The 13,664-nt window shown below is 68.8% G+C and carries 11 protein-coding genes and 1 pseudogene; 7 read left to right on the top strand and 5 right to left on the bottom strand.

The features are described from left to right. Positions 1-6 precede the first annotated feature (6 nt). The 3 genes from CJ197_RS07340 to pta all read right to left on the bottom strand — a co-directional run bounded on the left by CJ197_RS07340 (position 7) and on the right by pta (position 4,076). Positions 7-600 (bottom strand): hypothetical protein, encoded by a 594-nt coding sequence (locus CJ197_RS07340; protein ID WP_146007726.1) that lies wholly within the window; start codon positions 598-600, stop codon positions 7-9. Positions 601-695: 95 nt separating this feature from the next. Continuing rightward, complete coding sequence (locus CJ197_RS07335; protein ID WP_102236095.1) at positions 696-1,916, bottom strand: acetate kinase; 1,221 nt, start codon at positions 1,914-1,916, stop codon at positions 696-698. A 75-nt stretch (positions 1,917-1,991) separates the two neighbouring features. Further along, the gene (pta, locus tag CJ197_RS07330; RefSeq protein WP_255407874.1) at positions 1,992-4,076 is read right to left on the bottom strand and encodes a phosphate acetyltransferase; all 2,085 of its coding nucleotides are present in this window, start codon (positions 4,074-4,076) and stop codon (positions 1,992-1,994) included. Between the two features lie 183 nt (positions 4,077-4,259). Here pta and CJ197_RS07325 point away from each other — a divergent pair, with 183 nt between their 5' ends. The 4 genes and pseudogenes from CJ197_RS07325 to CJ197_RS07310 all read left to right on the top strand — a co-directional run. After that, positions 4,260-5,114, top strand: coding sequence for an SURF1 family protein (locus CJ197_RS07325; RefSeq protein ID WP_102236094.1), 855 nt, complete (start codon positions 4,260-4,262; stop codon positions 5,112-5,114). A gap of 4 nt (positions 5,115-5,118) precedes the next feature. Then, the gene (locus tag CJ197_RS07320) at positions 5,119-5,544 is read left to right on the top strand and encodes a DUF3817 domain-containing protein (protein ID WP_102236093.1); all 426 of its coding nucleotides are present in this window, start codon (positions 5,119-5,121) and stop codon (positions 5,542-5,544) included. Further along, positions 5,541-7,151 carry a glutamine-hydrolyzing GMP synthase gene (gene guaA, locus CJ197_RS07315; protein ID WP_102236092.1) on the top strand — a complete coding sequence of 537 codons (1,611 nt, stop codon included), beginning with the start codon at positions 5,541-5,543 and terminating at the stop codon, positions 7,149-7,151. The genes CJ197_RS07320 and guaA overlap by 4 nt, the downstream gene beginning before the upstream one ends. Before the next feature lie 109 nt (positions 7,152-7,260). Further along, positions 7,261-7,458: pseudogene (locus CJ197_RS07310) on the top strand (MFS transporter); the annotation flags it as partial. A gap of 121 nt (positions 7,459-7,579) precedes the next feature. Here the strand turns inward: CJ197_RS07310 and CJ197_RS07305 are convergent. Beyond that, positions 7,580-8,674 (bottom strand): GNAT family N-acetyltransferase, encoded by a 1,095-nt coding sequence (locus CJ197_RS07305; protein WP_102236091.1) that lies wholly within the window; start codon positions 8,672-8,674, stop codon positions 7,580-7,582. A gap of 59 nt (positions 8,675-8,733) precedes the next feature. Then, complete coding sequence (locus tag CJ197_RS07300; RefSeq protein WP_102236090.1) at positions 8,734-9,744, bottom strand: acyltransferase domain-containing protein; 1,011 nt, start codon at positions 9,742-9,744, stop codon at positions 8,734-8,736. An 85-nt stretch (positions 9,745-9,829) separates the two neighbouring features. Here CJ197_RS07300 and CJ197_RS07295 point away from each other — a divergent pair, with 85 nt between their 5' ends. The 3 genes from CJ197_RS07295 (at position 9,830) to CJ197_RS07285 (ending at position 13,637) form a co-directional block, all read left to right on the top strand. Then, positions 9,830-11,401: a helicase HerA-like domain-containing protein gene (locus tag CJ197_RS07295; RefSeq protein WP_102236089.1), complete on the top strand. Its 1,572-nt coding sequence runs from the start codon at positions 9,830-9,832 to the stop codon at positions 11,399-11,401. Next, positions 11,398-12,102 carry a transcriptional regulator gene (locus CJ197_RS07290; protein WP_199173889.1) on the top strand — a complete coding sequence of 235 codons (705 nt, stop codon included), beginning with the start codon at positions 11,398-11,400 and terminating at the stop codon, positions 12,100-12,102. Before CJ197_RS07295 ends, CJ197_RS07290 begins: the two co-directional genes overlap by 4 nt. Positions 12,103-12,320: 218 nt before the next feature. Further along, entirely contained in the window at positions 12,321-13,637 is a 1,317-nt protein-coding gene (locus CJ197_RS07285) for an HAAAP family serine/threonine permease (RefSeq protein WP_102236088.1), read from the top strand. Positions 13,638-13,664 lie beyond the last annotated feature (27 nt).

Here is a 13,664-nt window from a genome sequence, read left to right as displayed (position 1 = left end):
CTGCGGTCAGGACGAGCGCACCAGCGCGATGATCCCCCAGATCGTGAGGATCAGCGCCAGCAGGCCCAGGACGATCGGGATGATGACTCCGACGCCTGTGCTGATCAGCATGCCGACGACCCCGACCTCCGCCACCGCCAGGGTGGTCGCGCCCTCGCAGTGCACGGTCACCTGCTGATTCTGCGGGCTGATGACCATGTAGACGGATTCGTACTCGACCCCGTCGATCTCCCCGACGCTGAGGGCTGAGTCCTCGCGATCAACGTCGAGGTTCTGGCCGTCGAACTCGCAGGTGGTGGAGGAGGCTTCATCGGCGGGCGCGGCGATGTAGTAGATACTCGCGGCCGAGGTCTCGAAGGTCCCGCCGTCGGGGCTGAGGGGCGCTGGCGTCATCCCCATCAGGCCCACCACGGCGCCGCCCAGGACCGCGATGAACGGCAGCACGAACAGGCCGATCGCATTGGCGATGATGCCCAAAATGCCGAAAATCAGCCGCTTGAGCCCGCGCCGCTTTCGCCGTGGCTGCGGTGCGGGGTAGGGCATTCCGCCAGCGGGCTGCCCCTGCTGGCTATACGGCTGCGAGTACGGGTCGTACGACATGACAAGTCCCCCCGGGGCGCTGGTGCAGATCGGCTTGAGCCTACCGCCAGTGGTGCGCCCCGAGGGGAGTGTCTGTGCTCTTCAGCGCTCCGTGATCAGCTGTGCTGGGCTGCGACCTCAGTGGCCTGGCGGGCGATCGAGAGCTCCTCGTCGGTGGGCACCACCATGACGGTGACCTTCGAGGTGGGCGTGGAGATCACACGCACCTCCTTGGAGCGCTCCGCGTTCTTCTCGAGATCCAGCTCGATGCCGAAGACTTCCATGCCCTTCAGCAGACGCTCGCGCACGATCGCGGCGTTCTCGCCGATCCCGGCGGTGAAGGCCAGAACGTCCAGGCCGCCCAGCACGAAGGTGTAGGAGCCCAGGTACTTGCGCAGCCGGTGCACGTACACGTCCATCGCCAGGTCCGCGACCTTATCGCCGGCCGCGATCGCGTCTTCGATGTCGCGGAAATCGCTCATGCCGCACAGGCCCATCATGCCCGAGCGCTTGTTCAGCAGCGTGTCGACCTCCTCCGGGCTGAGGCCCGCCTGCCGGTGCAGGTGCACGTAGATCGACGGGTCGATATCGCCGGTGCGGGTGCCCATCACCAGGCCCTCCAGCGGGGTCAGGCCCATCGAGGTGTCCAGCGGGCGGCCGCCGCGCACCGCAGAGGCGGAGGCGCCGTTGCCCAGGTGCATGACCACCTGCTTGAGGTCCGAGACATCCCGGCCCTCCGCCGCCAGACGCTCCGCCACGAGCGCGGAGACATAGTGGTGGCTCGTGCCGTGGGCGCCGTAGCGACGCACCTCGTAGCGCTCGGCGAACTCGCGGTTCAGGGCGTAGGTGGCGGAGTACTCGGGCAGCTGCGTGAAGAACGCGGTGTCGAACACCGCCACGTGCGGCACCTGCGGCAGCAGGGCGCGGGCCCCGTCGATCCCGTCGACCGCCGCGTAGTTGTGCAGCGGAGCGAGCTTGCCCAGGTCGTGGATGTCATCGCGCACCTGGTCATCGATCAGCACCGGGGTGGAGAACAGGGCGCCGCCCTGCACCACCCGGTGGCCGACGGCGGTGATGCGGTCATCCTGCAGCGACAGCCCCACCTCGCCGAACAGCTGCTCGACGATGCGCATGGCCTCCTTGTGGTCCGGGACCGGGCCGGAGAACGTCGCGTCCTTCTTGCCCGCGCTGATCTTCGCGCTGCCCATATCCAGGCCCACGCGCTCGACGATGCCGACGGCATCGACGGTGCCGTCCTCGGGTGAGACCAGCTGGAACTTCAGCGAGGACGAACCGGAATTGATGACCAGGACACGGGAATCGATGGCTGCTGTCATGGCAGGGGGCTCCTTGAGAGTGACGATGACCTACGAAGTGGAAAGGACCGATGCGACCCGCGACGGGGCCGCGGCTCAGGCCTCGGCAGGCGCCGAGGCGGCCTGGGCCTGGATCGCGGTGATCACGACGGTGTTGATGATGTCCTCGACCAGGGCGCCGCGGGACAGATCGTTGACGGGCTTGTTCAGACCCTGCAGGACCGGCCCGATCGCGATCGCCCCGGCGGAACGCTGCACCGCCTTGTACGTGTTGTTGCCGGTGTTCAGATCCGGGAACACGAACACCGTTGCGCGCCCGGCCACCGAGGACTCCGGCAGCTTGGTCTTCGCGACCGAGGCGTCCACCGCGGCGTCGTACTGGATCGGACCTTCGACGTCGAGCTCCGGATGGTCCGCGCGGACCTTCTCGGTGGCCTCGCGCACCTTGTCCACATCGGCGCCGGTTCCGGAGGAGCCGGTGGAGTAGGACAGCATCGCGATGCGCGGCTCCACCCCGAACTGGGCGGCGGTCTGCGCGGACTGTGCGGCGATGTCGGCGAGCTGCTCGGCGCTCGGATCCGGGTTCACGGCGCAGTCGCCGTACACCAGCACCCGGTCCTCGAGCGCCATGAGGAACACCGAGGAGACGATCTGGGCGCCCGGCTTGGTCTTGATGATCTCGAAAGACGGCCGGATCGTGTGGGCGGTGGAGTGGACCGCGCCGGAGACCATCCCGTCGGCCTGCCCCATCTGCACCATCATGGTGCCGAAATAGGAGACGTCCTGGACCTTCTCCCGGGCCTGCTCGAGGGTCACGCCCTTCTTGGCGCGCAGCCGCGCATACTCCTCGGCGAAGGGCTCCACAAACTGCGGGTCCTGCGGGGAGACCACACGGGCCTCGGAGATGTCGTGGCCCAGCTGGGACGCCTTGGCGCGGATGGTGTTCTCATCACCCAGCAGGATCAGGTCCGCGACGCCGCGGGCAAGGATTGCCTCGGCGGCGGCGATGATGCGCGGCTCATCACCCTCGGGCAGCACGATCGTCTTCTTCTCGCCGCGGGCACGGGCCAGCAGCTCGAACTCGAACATCATCGGGGTGACCACGGCGGGGCGGCTCACCTCGAGGGCGCTCAGCAGCTCCGTGGTGGGCAGATGCTCGGCGACCGCACGGCGGGCCGCATCGACCTTCTGCTGGCTGGAGGCGTGCAGACGGCCGCGGGACTTGGCCACGCGCACCGCGGTCTCAAAGGTGGACAAGTCCGAGGTGATTACCGGCAGGTCCTGGGGGACACCGGAGAGCAGGCGCTGGACCTCATCGGGCACCTCATAGCCGCCGGTGAGCATGATCGAGCTGAGCGACGGGAAGGTGCCGGACTGCTGCGCCATGACGAGGCCGGGCAGCAGGTCGTAGCGGTCGCCGGGGGCGATCACGGTGCAGTTCTCCGACAGGCGGTTCAGCACATTGGGCAGGCTCATCGCTGCCACGACGGTGCCGATCGCCACGCGGCCCAGCCACTCGGGATTGCCCTGCAGCAGGGTGCCGTCCACCGCATCGGTGAGCTCCTGCACGGTGGGGGCCATGATCACGGGGTTCTCGGGGATCGCGGCGACCACGGCGCCGGGCACCTTCGGGGACACGGCGGCCTTGACGGCCTCCAGGCCGTCCTCCTCGACCCGGTTGATCACCACGGCCAGCGGCATCGCATGGTGGGAGGTGAACTCGGAGTTCGCGACGGCCGCGAGGGCGGCCACCTGGTCGGCGGTGCGGTCCAGGCCCGAGAGCACGAGCACCACGGGGGCGCCCAGGTTCGCGGCGACCTCCGCGTTGAAGGCGAGCTCGGCGGGGTTGGCGAGGTCGTCGTAGTCCGAACCCAGCACGACGAGCATGGAGTAGCGCTCGGCGAGCTCCCGATGGCGCGCCACGATCTTCTCGTGCGCCTTATCGGGGTCGGACAGGACGAGCTGATAGTCCACACCGATGGCGTCCTCATAGGACTGGTCCACGGCGGGATGGCTGGTGAGCAGGTCGACGGCGTAATCACGCGAGCGGTCGGCCTTGACGACGGGGCGGAACACCCCGACACGGTCGGAACGGGAGGCGAGGGTCTCGAGCAGACCGAAAGCCACCATCGACTTTCCAGTCATACCCTCCGGGCTGGCGATGTACACACTGTTGGACACGACTCCCACAATAGGCACCGGGGGCCGACGGAGGAACGGGACCCGTGGGACCGCCTTCCCGCGCGGCATCTGCTACGGGACGGCCCGCCGATGCCGCGCACATCACGTCAGGCCTTGTCGTCGCAGTGCCGCGCAGGTCACGTCTACGGGGTCCGTCCAGGGGCGGGCTCGTAGCATGTCGGCATGCTGCGCGTCGCCCTTCGCCCCCGCTTCCTGGGGCTCCTTGCCCTCATGGTGGCGGCGACCGTGGCCTGCGGACTGCTGGCCAGCTGGCAGTGGGATCGCGCACATCGTGCGTTGAGCGACCGCGACGCGGGCCCCACCGACCGCGGAGCAATCACAGCGCTGATGTCCCCCGGGGATGTTGTGACCAACGAGATATCCGGTGACACCGTGAGCGCGAGCGGACGCTATGCCGAGGGTGAGCAGGTGATCGTGCCCGGCCGCGAGATCGAGGAAACCGACGCCGTCATCGTCGTCACCGCCCTGCTCATCGAACAGGAGGATGGCACCACTGCGCGGCTACCCGTGGCGCGCGGCTGGGTGCCCGCCACCGATGTCACCGGGCCCGATGGCGCCCTGGATGCGAGCCTTGCCCCACCGCCCCCGACGGGGGAGCAGCAGATCCAGGGCCGACTGGAGGCCAGCGAAGCCGCCACCGGCGGTGTGACCGCCGGGATCGCCACTGAGATCGCCACCCCGCTGTTGGTCAACGAGTGGGGATCGCCGATGTATGCCGGGTTCGTCGCGCTGCAGACCCCAGGGGAGGGGCTGTCCGCGATGCCGGATGCCTCCAGCCGCTTCTCCCGCGGCCTGGACTGGCAAAACATCGGCTACTCCTTCCAATGGGTGCTGTTCGGCGGCTTCTTCCTCTACCTGTGGTGGCGCACCGTGCGCACCGCCTACCACGATGAGCTCGCCGACCAGCGCGAGACGGTGGCAGCCCTGGCCACCGCCCCGGACTCTGCCGAGTCCGCCGCTGCATCGCCATCCACCGCGCCTTCCCCGTCCACCGACTCGACCCCGCAGGAGACCTGAGACCGTGCCCACCCCCCGACCGCTCGATGAGCATGCCTGCCGCACCTCCTTCGCCCGCTTCCGCGTGGGCTCGATCGTGGAGGGCATCGCCCTGCTGGTGCTCGTGGCCATCATGGTGATGCGCTACGGCGTCTACGGCGGGGAGGGCCTGTTCACCTCCGTCAGCCCCTTCTGGGATCGCGTCTCCGAGGTGTGGTCCCCGATCCACGGCCTGATCTACATGATCTACGTCATCCTCGCCTTCGACCTGTGGATGAAGATGCGCTGGGCGCTGCCGCGGATGCTGCTGCTCATGCTGTTCGGTGTGGTGCCCGTGCTGAGCTTCATCGGCGAGCGCTGGACCCACCAGCGGGTCGAGGAGGACCTGCGGCGCCGACCCACCCTGGGCGACCTCGGCTCCGGTGCGTCCGACGTAGACTCCATCCCGTGAACGACACCGATCAGCGCCCCGTCCTCGTCGTCGACTTCGGCGCCCAGTACGCCCAGCTCATCGCCCGGCGCGTGCGCGAGGCCCGGGTCTATTCCGAGATCGTCCCGCATTCCCTGCCGGCCCAGCAGATGCTCGCCAAGCAGCCGCGCGCGATCATCCTCTCCGGCGGCCCCAGCTCCGTGTACGCGGAGGGTGCGCCGCGCCTGGATCCGGCGATCCTGCAGGCCGGGGTGCCGGTGCTGGGGCTCTGCTACGGCTTCCAGGCGATGGCCGCGGCGCTGGATGGCACCGTGGCGCCGACGGGAGTGCGCGAGTACGGCGCGACCCGTCTGACCTCCATCGAGGCGGGTTCCACGCTGCTGGCCGGGCAGGACCTCGAGCAGAACGTGTGGATGAGCCACGGCGACAGCGTGAGCGCCCCGCCGAGCGGCTGCGAGGTCATCGCCACCTCTGCCGCCAGCCCCGTCGCCGCGTTCGAGGACCGCGAGCGGCGCCTGTTCGGTGTGCAGTGGCACCCTGAGGTGGGCCACTCGGACCGCGGCCAGGAGGTGCTCGAGAACTTCCTGTACCGCGGTGCGGGCATCGACCCCACGTGGACCACCGGCAACGTCATCGAAGAGCAGGTGGAGAAGATCCGCGCCCAGGTGGGTGAGGGCAGCGCCATCTGCGCCCTCTCCGGCGGCGTGGACTCCGCGGTGGCCGCCGCGCTCGTGCAGCGCGCCATCGGTGACCGTCTGACCTGCGTGTACGTCAACCACGGGCTGATGCGCCAGGATGAGTCCGCGCAGATCGAGAAGGCCTTCGGCGAATCCACCGGCGGGGCGAAGCTCGTGATGGTCGACGCCGAGGAGCAGTTCCTCGCCGCGCTCGCCGGGGTCACCGACCCGGAGACCAAGCGCAAGATCATCGGCCGCGAGTTCATCCGCACCTTCGAGCGCGCGCAGGCGGACATCCTGCGCGAGCAGGGCGTGGTCGAGGGCGACGGGGCCGACGCCCACACGGCATCGGACGAGGCCACCGCGTTCCTCGTTCAGGGCACCCTGTACCCGGATGTGGTCGAGTCCGGTGGTGGCGAGGGCGCGGCGAACATCAAGAGTCACCACAATGTTGGCGGTCTGCCGGAGGACCTGTCCTTCGAGCTCGTCGAGCCGCTGCGCACCCTGTTCAAGGACGAGGTGCGGGCCGTCGGCACCGAGCTGGGACTGCCCGATGAGATCGTCTGGCGCCAGCCCTTCCCGGGGCCGGGCCTGGGGATCCGCATCATCGGCGAGGTCACCAAGGAGCGGCTGGACATCCTGCGCAAGGCCGACGCGATCGCCCGCGCCGAGCTGACCGCCGCTGGGCTGGACCGTGAGATCTGGCAGTGCCCCGTGGTGCTGCTGGCCGATGTGCGGTCCGTGGGCGTGCAGGGCGATGGCCGCACCTACGGCCACCCGATCGTGCTGCGCCCTGTGACCAGCGACGATGCGATGACCGCGGACTGGGCGAAGGTGCCCTACGACGTGCTGACGCGCATCTCCACGCGCATCACCAACGAAGTCTCCGAAATCAACCGCGTCACCCTCGACATCACGAGCAAGCCCCCGGGGACGATCGAGTGGGAGTGAGGGCGCGGTTGCTGTGGACCGCCTGAAGGGCTAGTGTCCCGACTCACATCGGGGCCGCATGCTCTGCAGTATCTGCCCAGAGGTGTGCCTGACGATGAGCGGCGGAGCGATGGCGCAGGCCACCGACGGTACGATCACCACGCAGATCCCAGCCCGCATGGATCGGCTGCCCTGGAGCCGGTTCCACTGGCGCGTGGTGGTGGGCCTGGGCAGCGTATGGATCCTCGATGGCCTCGAGGTGACGATGGTGGGCAACGTCGCCGCCCGGCTCACCGAGGACGGCTCTGCCCTGGACATCTCCGCCGCCTTCGATGAGAGGGACGATGCGGACCTGGGGCGCAATGCCCCGCTGCTGGGGATGTTTCCGCTGCGGATCCGCCACTGGCTGCAGCAGCGCCGCGCCGGGCGCTGAGTCGCGCGGCGCCCCCTCAGTGCTCCGGCGGCTCGAGCAGGCGCGAGGGGTGCGCGGGGGCCGTGGCATGCCAGGACTGGGTGCGCTCGAAGGTGCGCCACCCCATCGCCTCGTATAGCTCATCGGCACCGGTGGGGGAGTCGTCATCCACCTCGAGGTCCACGAAGGTCCGGCCTCGCGCGGCTGCATCCTGCAGCGCCGCGTGCAGCAGGGACTTCGCGATCCCCTTGCCGCGGGCGCTGCGATGGACCCCCAGGTACTCCAGGTAGGTGCCTTCGCCCCGCTCCGGCGTGGCCGGAACCGGCACGGCCACCAGGCCGCCCGCGGGCAGCCAGCGCCCGTCGCGCTCCATCTCCGCGATCCACCACTGGTCCCAACCCGCCTCATCGGGGTTCTCGATCAGGCGCTGGACGAACTCGGCGAAGGACTCGCGGTAGGAGTTGAAGTGGTCCGCGAAGGACTCCTCGAGCATGCGATGCACCGAGCGCACATCCTGCGAGACCGGCAGGCCCGAGGGGTGACGATGCACCGGCCGCACCCGCGTCCCGGGCCGGGGACCGCGCAGCTGCGCGACCTCATCCGGATCCACCGGGCGGCGCATATGCAGCCAGGTCCGCACCATCTCGTACCCACCGGCGGACAGCAGCCGACCCCGCTCGGTGTCCAGCTCGTGGGCGTCAGTGTTCAGCTGGGTGCTGTCCACCCCGCGAGCACGGGCAAAGGAGCCGCCCACCTCCACCGCCCACTCCAGCAGGGCAAGCGCCAGCTCATCGCGATGATCCAGGGACTCATCCACAACCACCTGGACATTCGTCCGCCCGGCGGCGCGATCCTCCACAGCGATCCACCCCACCGGATCCGCATCCACGGCGGGGGAGCCGTCGGCCGCAGCCGGGACAACCACGATCTGGCGGCGCGCCCAGGACTTCAGCCCCACCATGCGCGAGCGCAGACCATCTCGATCCGCCTGACCATCCGGAGTGTGCCGACGGATCGCGGCGGTGGCGAGCGCCGTCACCGCGTCGACGTCGCACTCCAGAGGGACGCGGGTGGTCAGCCGACCCTTCAGAGGTGCGGGCATCGTCGGCGGCATGTGGTCGATCAACAGCATGGACCTATTTTTCCACGGCGCCGGCCATGCTGCCGCCCGAACGAGGGCCCCGGATCCGGTCAGCGCACCAGGTGCCCCACCCCGCCGGTCCAGCCGCGCCCATCGGCCCGCCGATCCGCCACCGCCCGCTCGAGCCGGGTGCGGCGAGGGAGGGAGCGGGCATCCACCGGCGGACGTAGACCGAAGGTGAAGAACAGCGCACCATCGGCCGCGTTCTCCTGCACCGCGATCCGGTCCCACAGCGCCGCGAACCGCGCGAGGTTCGATTCTGGCCCCGTGATCTCGGCGAAGGCATCGGAGATCAGCCAGGAATCGCACACGAACTCGTGGCCGAACCGCGGTGCATCCGGTCCTCGATCCTCCTGCAACTCCGGATAGTGCCCCGTGAAATACGCGGTGGCCGCGGCGAAAGACTCCTCCACGGCCGATGGATCAAGCGGCCCCGTGGCCGGGATATGGGTGCCGAGCACCCAGCGCTCGGGGGCGCCGTGGATCGCCCGACGGTGCAGATCGAACTGCAGGCGCCCCAGGTGCACAAGCCGCCCCGCCCAGTTCAGGCTCACCCAGTTCAGCTGGTGCAGACCCAGCCGCCCGGTGCCGCTGCGATGCACCCGCATCTGCTGGCCGAGGTCCGCGAGCACATGCCAGGACTGCTCGGTGGTGAGGCCGCGCGCGGTATGCCAGGCGCGCACCGTCGCGGTGGAGACCACGGCGGCGAGGATCACCAACAGTCCCTCCCCGGGCAGGAGCCGCTGCTGCAGCGCATCCAGCCGCTCCTTGTCCGCCGCGAGGTCCACCGCCGTCGTCTCGAGCCCTGCCTCGGCGCGCAGCCGGTTCGCGATGGTCGTGACCTCCGCCAGCAGCTCCGCATCGGCGGCGACGGCATCGGCCTGGGGGAGGAGCTCATGAGCGTCAGCACCGGTGATCCCCAGCAGGTCCAGCAGCCCCTCGCGGGAGGGCGCGGTGAGCATCACGCGGACATCGGCGGCGCTCAGTTCCTCCGTGGCGTGCACAGCGCGAGGTGCAGCGGGGGCCGAGGGGGCAGGGGTCACAGGCTCGGAAGCGGGCATGGGCCTACGGTAAGGCCTGAAGGTCCTGCTCAGCGCCCGAGCCGCCTATTACCATGCCCTCATTCCCTTCTGCGCAGGAGTTCCGATGTCCAGCACCCCTGAGATCACCGCTGTCCGAACGGCGTATGCCTTCCCCGGCGCGCGGATCCATCTCGGCGCTCTCGTGGTCGATGAGCAGCCGGATGCGGCTACGCCCGTGAACCTCTCGGTGCCGATGCTGAACCGCCACGGGCTGATCGCCGGGGCGACCGGCACCGGAAAGACCCGCACCCTGCAGATCATCGCTGAGCAGGCCGCGGCAGCGGGGGCGAGCGTGTTCGTCGCCGATATGAAGGGCGATCTGTCCGGCATCGCCGTGCCCGCCGCAGGCTCCGAGAAGCTCGCCGCCCGCGCTGCGGCGCGCGGCCAGGAATGGGTCTCCCGCGCCCCCGTCACCGAGTTCTACAGCCTGGGCGGGCAGGGCCAGGGCGTGCCGATCCGCACCACCGTGAGCGACTTCGGGCCGGTGCTGCTGGCCAAGGTGCTGGACCTCAACGAGACCCAGGAATCCTCGCTGGGGCTGATCTTCCACTACGCCGATACCCAGGGGCTCGCGCTGCTGGACCTCAAGGATCTGCGCTCCCTCATCCAGTTCCTCACCTCCGAGGAGGGCAAGGGGGAGCTGAAGGGCATCGGCGGGATCTCGAGCGCCACCGCCGGGGTGATCCTGCGCAAGCTCACCGCCTTCGAGGCCTCCGGGGCCGATGTGTTCTTCGGCGAGCCCGCCTTCGACGTCCAGGAGCTGCTGCGCTCCGCTGAGGACGGCACCGGGATCCTCTCCTGCCTTGAGCTGCCCGCGGTGGCCTCCCGTCCGGCCCTGTTCTCCACCTTCATGATGTGGATGCTCGCCGAGCTCTACCAGGATCTGCCCGAGGTGGGAGACCTCGACGTCCCCAAGCTCGTGTTCTTCTTCGACGAAGCACATCTGCTGTTCCAGGATGCCTCCAGGGCCTTCCTCGAGCAGGTGGTGCAGACCGTCCGCCTGATCCGCTCCAAGGGCGTGGGCGTCTTCTTCATCACCCAGACCCCGAAGGACATCCCCGCCGACGTCCTGGCGCAGCTGGGCAACCGCATCCAGCACGCCCTGCGCGCTTTCACCCCCCAGGACGCGAAGGCGCTGAAGGCCACCGCCTCCACCTTCCCCACCAGCGAGCATGACCTGACCGAGGTGATCCCGGCGCTGGGTACCGGCGAGGCGATCGTCACCGTCCTGAGCGAAGACGGCGCCCCCACGCCCGTTGCGATCACCGCGATCCGCGCCCCCGAATCCTCCATGGAGCCCGCCGGCGAGGAGGCGATCGCCACGATCGTCGAGGCCTCGCCGCTGCAGGAGCGCTACGGCACGCCCGTGGACCGCGAGAGCGCCTTCGAGATCCTCACCGCCCGCGCTGAAGCGGAGGCTGAACGCATTGCCGAGGAGGAGACGCGCGCCGCCGAGGACGCCGAGCGCGACCCGGAGCAGGCGCCACCGGGCCGTCGGCCCACGAAGAGCTCCCGGCGCACGAAGGACGAGGGGCTCCTGGCGAACCCCGCCGTGAAGTCCTTCCTGCGCTCAGCCGGCACCGTCTTGGGCCGGGAGATCACCCGTTCGCTGTTCGGCACCAGGCGGCGGCGATGATGCTCGACGACTATGAGGCGGCACTGGACGACCACCTCACCGACAGCGAATACGTGCGGCGTTTCATCCCCATCGTCCCGTTCCTGGGGGAGGTGCTGGGCAAGACCTCCGAGGTGGTGCTGCATGATGTGGCGCGCCTGGATGCCTCCGTGATCGCGATCGCCAATGGGGAGAACAGCGGTCGCACGATCGGTGCTCCCGCCACGGATCTCGTGCTGCGCATGCTGCGCGATGGCCGCGCTCACACCGATGACTACGTCACCGGATACCGTGCCTCTGCCGATGGGGGCGGGAAGTTCTTCCGCTCGGCCACGTACTTCTTCCGCCGCCACGGCCGCGTGGTGGCGATGCTGTGCATCAACACCGATGACAGCCTGCTCGAGCAGCTGATCGGTCTGGCCGGGAAGATCAGCGAACGCCACCTGCCGGGGATCACCACGGAGCTCGAGGACAGCCAGTGGCAGGAGAACCTCGCGACCTCCGCCGAGGAGATCGCGGTGACCGCGACCCAGCGGGAGATCGAGCGCCGCGGCGTGCCGCTGGGGGACTTCACCCCTGCGGACCGCCAGGAGGTCGTCGCAGCTCTCGAGAATGAGGGGATCTTCCGGCTCAAGGGTGCGGTGGCTGATGTGGCCGATGCCCTCGAGGTGTCCGTCCCGACGGTCTACCGCTGCCTCCGGGCCGCCCGCAGGCCCAAGTGAGCAAACGTGACAAAAAACTTTTCTCACATAAAAACCGCAGGTCAGGTGTGATTTGAGGGGTGAGGTCGGGACGAAAGGTGTCACGGAGCTGAGAAAAAAGGTCCACCATCGTGGTGTGGTGATCGACCAGCCACCGAGCAGTCGGCACCATCGCCCCCCAGCTCCCGCCGGGGCGACCACCCCGCCGCAACAGCGCGGCCACACCTTCGAGGACGATGATGTCGAGCGCGACCGATACCTCTGCGAGCGTCCCCTCGGGCGCTTCTGATCCCTCCTCCACCCCGACAACCACCAAGGGCAGCAAGGCCCAGGACTTCAGCTGGGTGATCAGCCTCTTCGGCACCGCCGTGGGCGCAGGGATCCTGTTCCTTCCCATCAATGCGGGCGCTGGCGGCATCTGGCCGCTGCTGTTCGTGACGATCATCATCGGCCCGATGGTGTATTTCTCCCACCGGGCCCTGTCCCGCTTCGTGTGCGTGTCCCCGCGCAAGGGCGAGGACATCACCGTGGTGGCCGGCGACTACTTCGGCCCCGGCGTCGGCAAGGCCATCACGATCCTGTACTTCTTCGCGATTTACCCAATCGTGCTGATCTACGGCGTGTCCATCACCAACACCATCGACTCGCTGATGGTCAACCAGCTGGGCCTGCCGCAGGTCCCGCGCCCGATCCTCTCCTTCGTGCTCATCGCCCTGATGATGGCCGTGATGATCGCCGGTGAGAAGATCATGCTCGCCGTCACCCAGTTCCTGGTGTACCCGCTGATCGCGGCCCTGTTCATCATCTCCCTGATGCTGATCCCCACCTGGCACATCGGCGACCTGACCCAGCTGCCCAAGGGCGGCGGCGGCGGTCTGCTGATGACCACCTGGCTGATGATCCCCGTGCTCGTCTTCGCCTTCAACCACTCCCCGGCCATCTCCGCCTTCTCGCTCGCGATGCAGCGTGCGCACGGTGATAAGGCCGCTGAGCGGGCCTCCTGGGTCCTCAAGCGCACCGCGACCATCCTGGTGGTCTTCACCATGCTGTTCGTGTGGTCCTGCGTGCTGTCCCTCGGCGCCGACGGCCTGGCCGCCGCCCGTGAGGCGAACCTCCCGGTGCTGTCCTACCTGGCGAACGTCAACGACACCCCGGCCATCGCCTATGCCGGCCCGGCCATCGCCATCGTCGCCATCGGCTCGTCCTTCTTCGGTCACTACCTCGGTGCCGCCGAAGGTGCGGCTGGTCTGGTCCGCGGCTTCACCCCCGGCGTCTACGAGTCCCTGGGCAAGCGCAAGGTCTCCATCCTCGTGGCGGCCTTCATGTTCCTGTCGACCTGGATTGTCGCGATCCTCAACCCGAGCATCCTCGGCGTGATCGAGACTCTGTCCGGCCCGGTCATCGCCGCGATCCTCTACATCATGCCGATGATCGCGATCCGCAAGGTCCCGGCGCTCGCGCCGTACCGCGGCAAGATCTCGAACATCTTCGTGGTGGTCATGGGCATCATCGCCATCGGCGCGATCCTCGTATCTATCGTCCGGCTGTTCGCCTGATCCACCCCGAGCCGAAGGAAGGAGCTC

This window comes from Brachybacterium sp. UMB0905, from assembly GCF_002871795.1.
GTDB lineage: Bacteria > Actinomycetota > Actinomycetes > Actinomycetales > Dermabacteraceae > Brachybacterium.
This window is presented reverse-complemented; position numbering and strand designations above follow the sequence as displayed.

Excerpts from the sequence above, each read along its gene's own strand:
- CJ197_RS07325 (WP_102236094.1), top strand. The coding sequence starts at position 4,260 with ATGCTGCGCGTCGCCCTTCGCCCCCGCTTCCTGGGGCTCCTTGCCCTC.
- CJ197_RS07290 (WP_199173889.1), top strand. The coding sequence starts at position 11,398 with ATGATGCTCGACGACTATGAGGCGGCACTGGACGACCACCTCACCGAC.
- CJ197_RS07300 (WP_102236090.1), bottom strand. The coding sequence starts at position 9,744 with ATGCCCGCTTCCGAGCCTGTGACCCCTGCCCCCTCGGCCCCCGCTGCA.
- CJ197_RS07335 (WP_102236095.1), bottom strand. The coding sequence starts at position 1,916 with ATGACAGCAGCCATCGATTCCCGTGTCCTGGTCATCAATTCCGGTTCG.
- CJ197_RS07340 (WP_146007726.1), bottom strand. The coding sequence starts at position 600 with ATGTCGTACGACCCGTACTCGCAGCCGTATAGCCAGCAGGGGCAGCCC.
- CJ197_RS07285 (WP_102236088.1), top strand. The coding sequence starts at position 12,321 with ATGTCGAGCGCGACCGATACCTCTGCGAGCGTCCCCTCGGGCGCTTCT.
- CJ197_RS07295 (WP_102236089.1), top strand. The coding sequence starts at position 9,830 with ATGTCCAGCACCCCTGAGATCACCGCTGTCCGAACGGCGTATGCCTTC.
- CJ197_RS07305 (WP_102236091.1), bottom strand. The coding sequence starts at position 8,674 with ATGCTGTTGATCGACCACATGCCGCCGACGATGCCCGCACCTCTGAAG.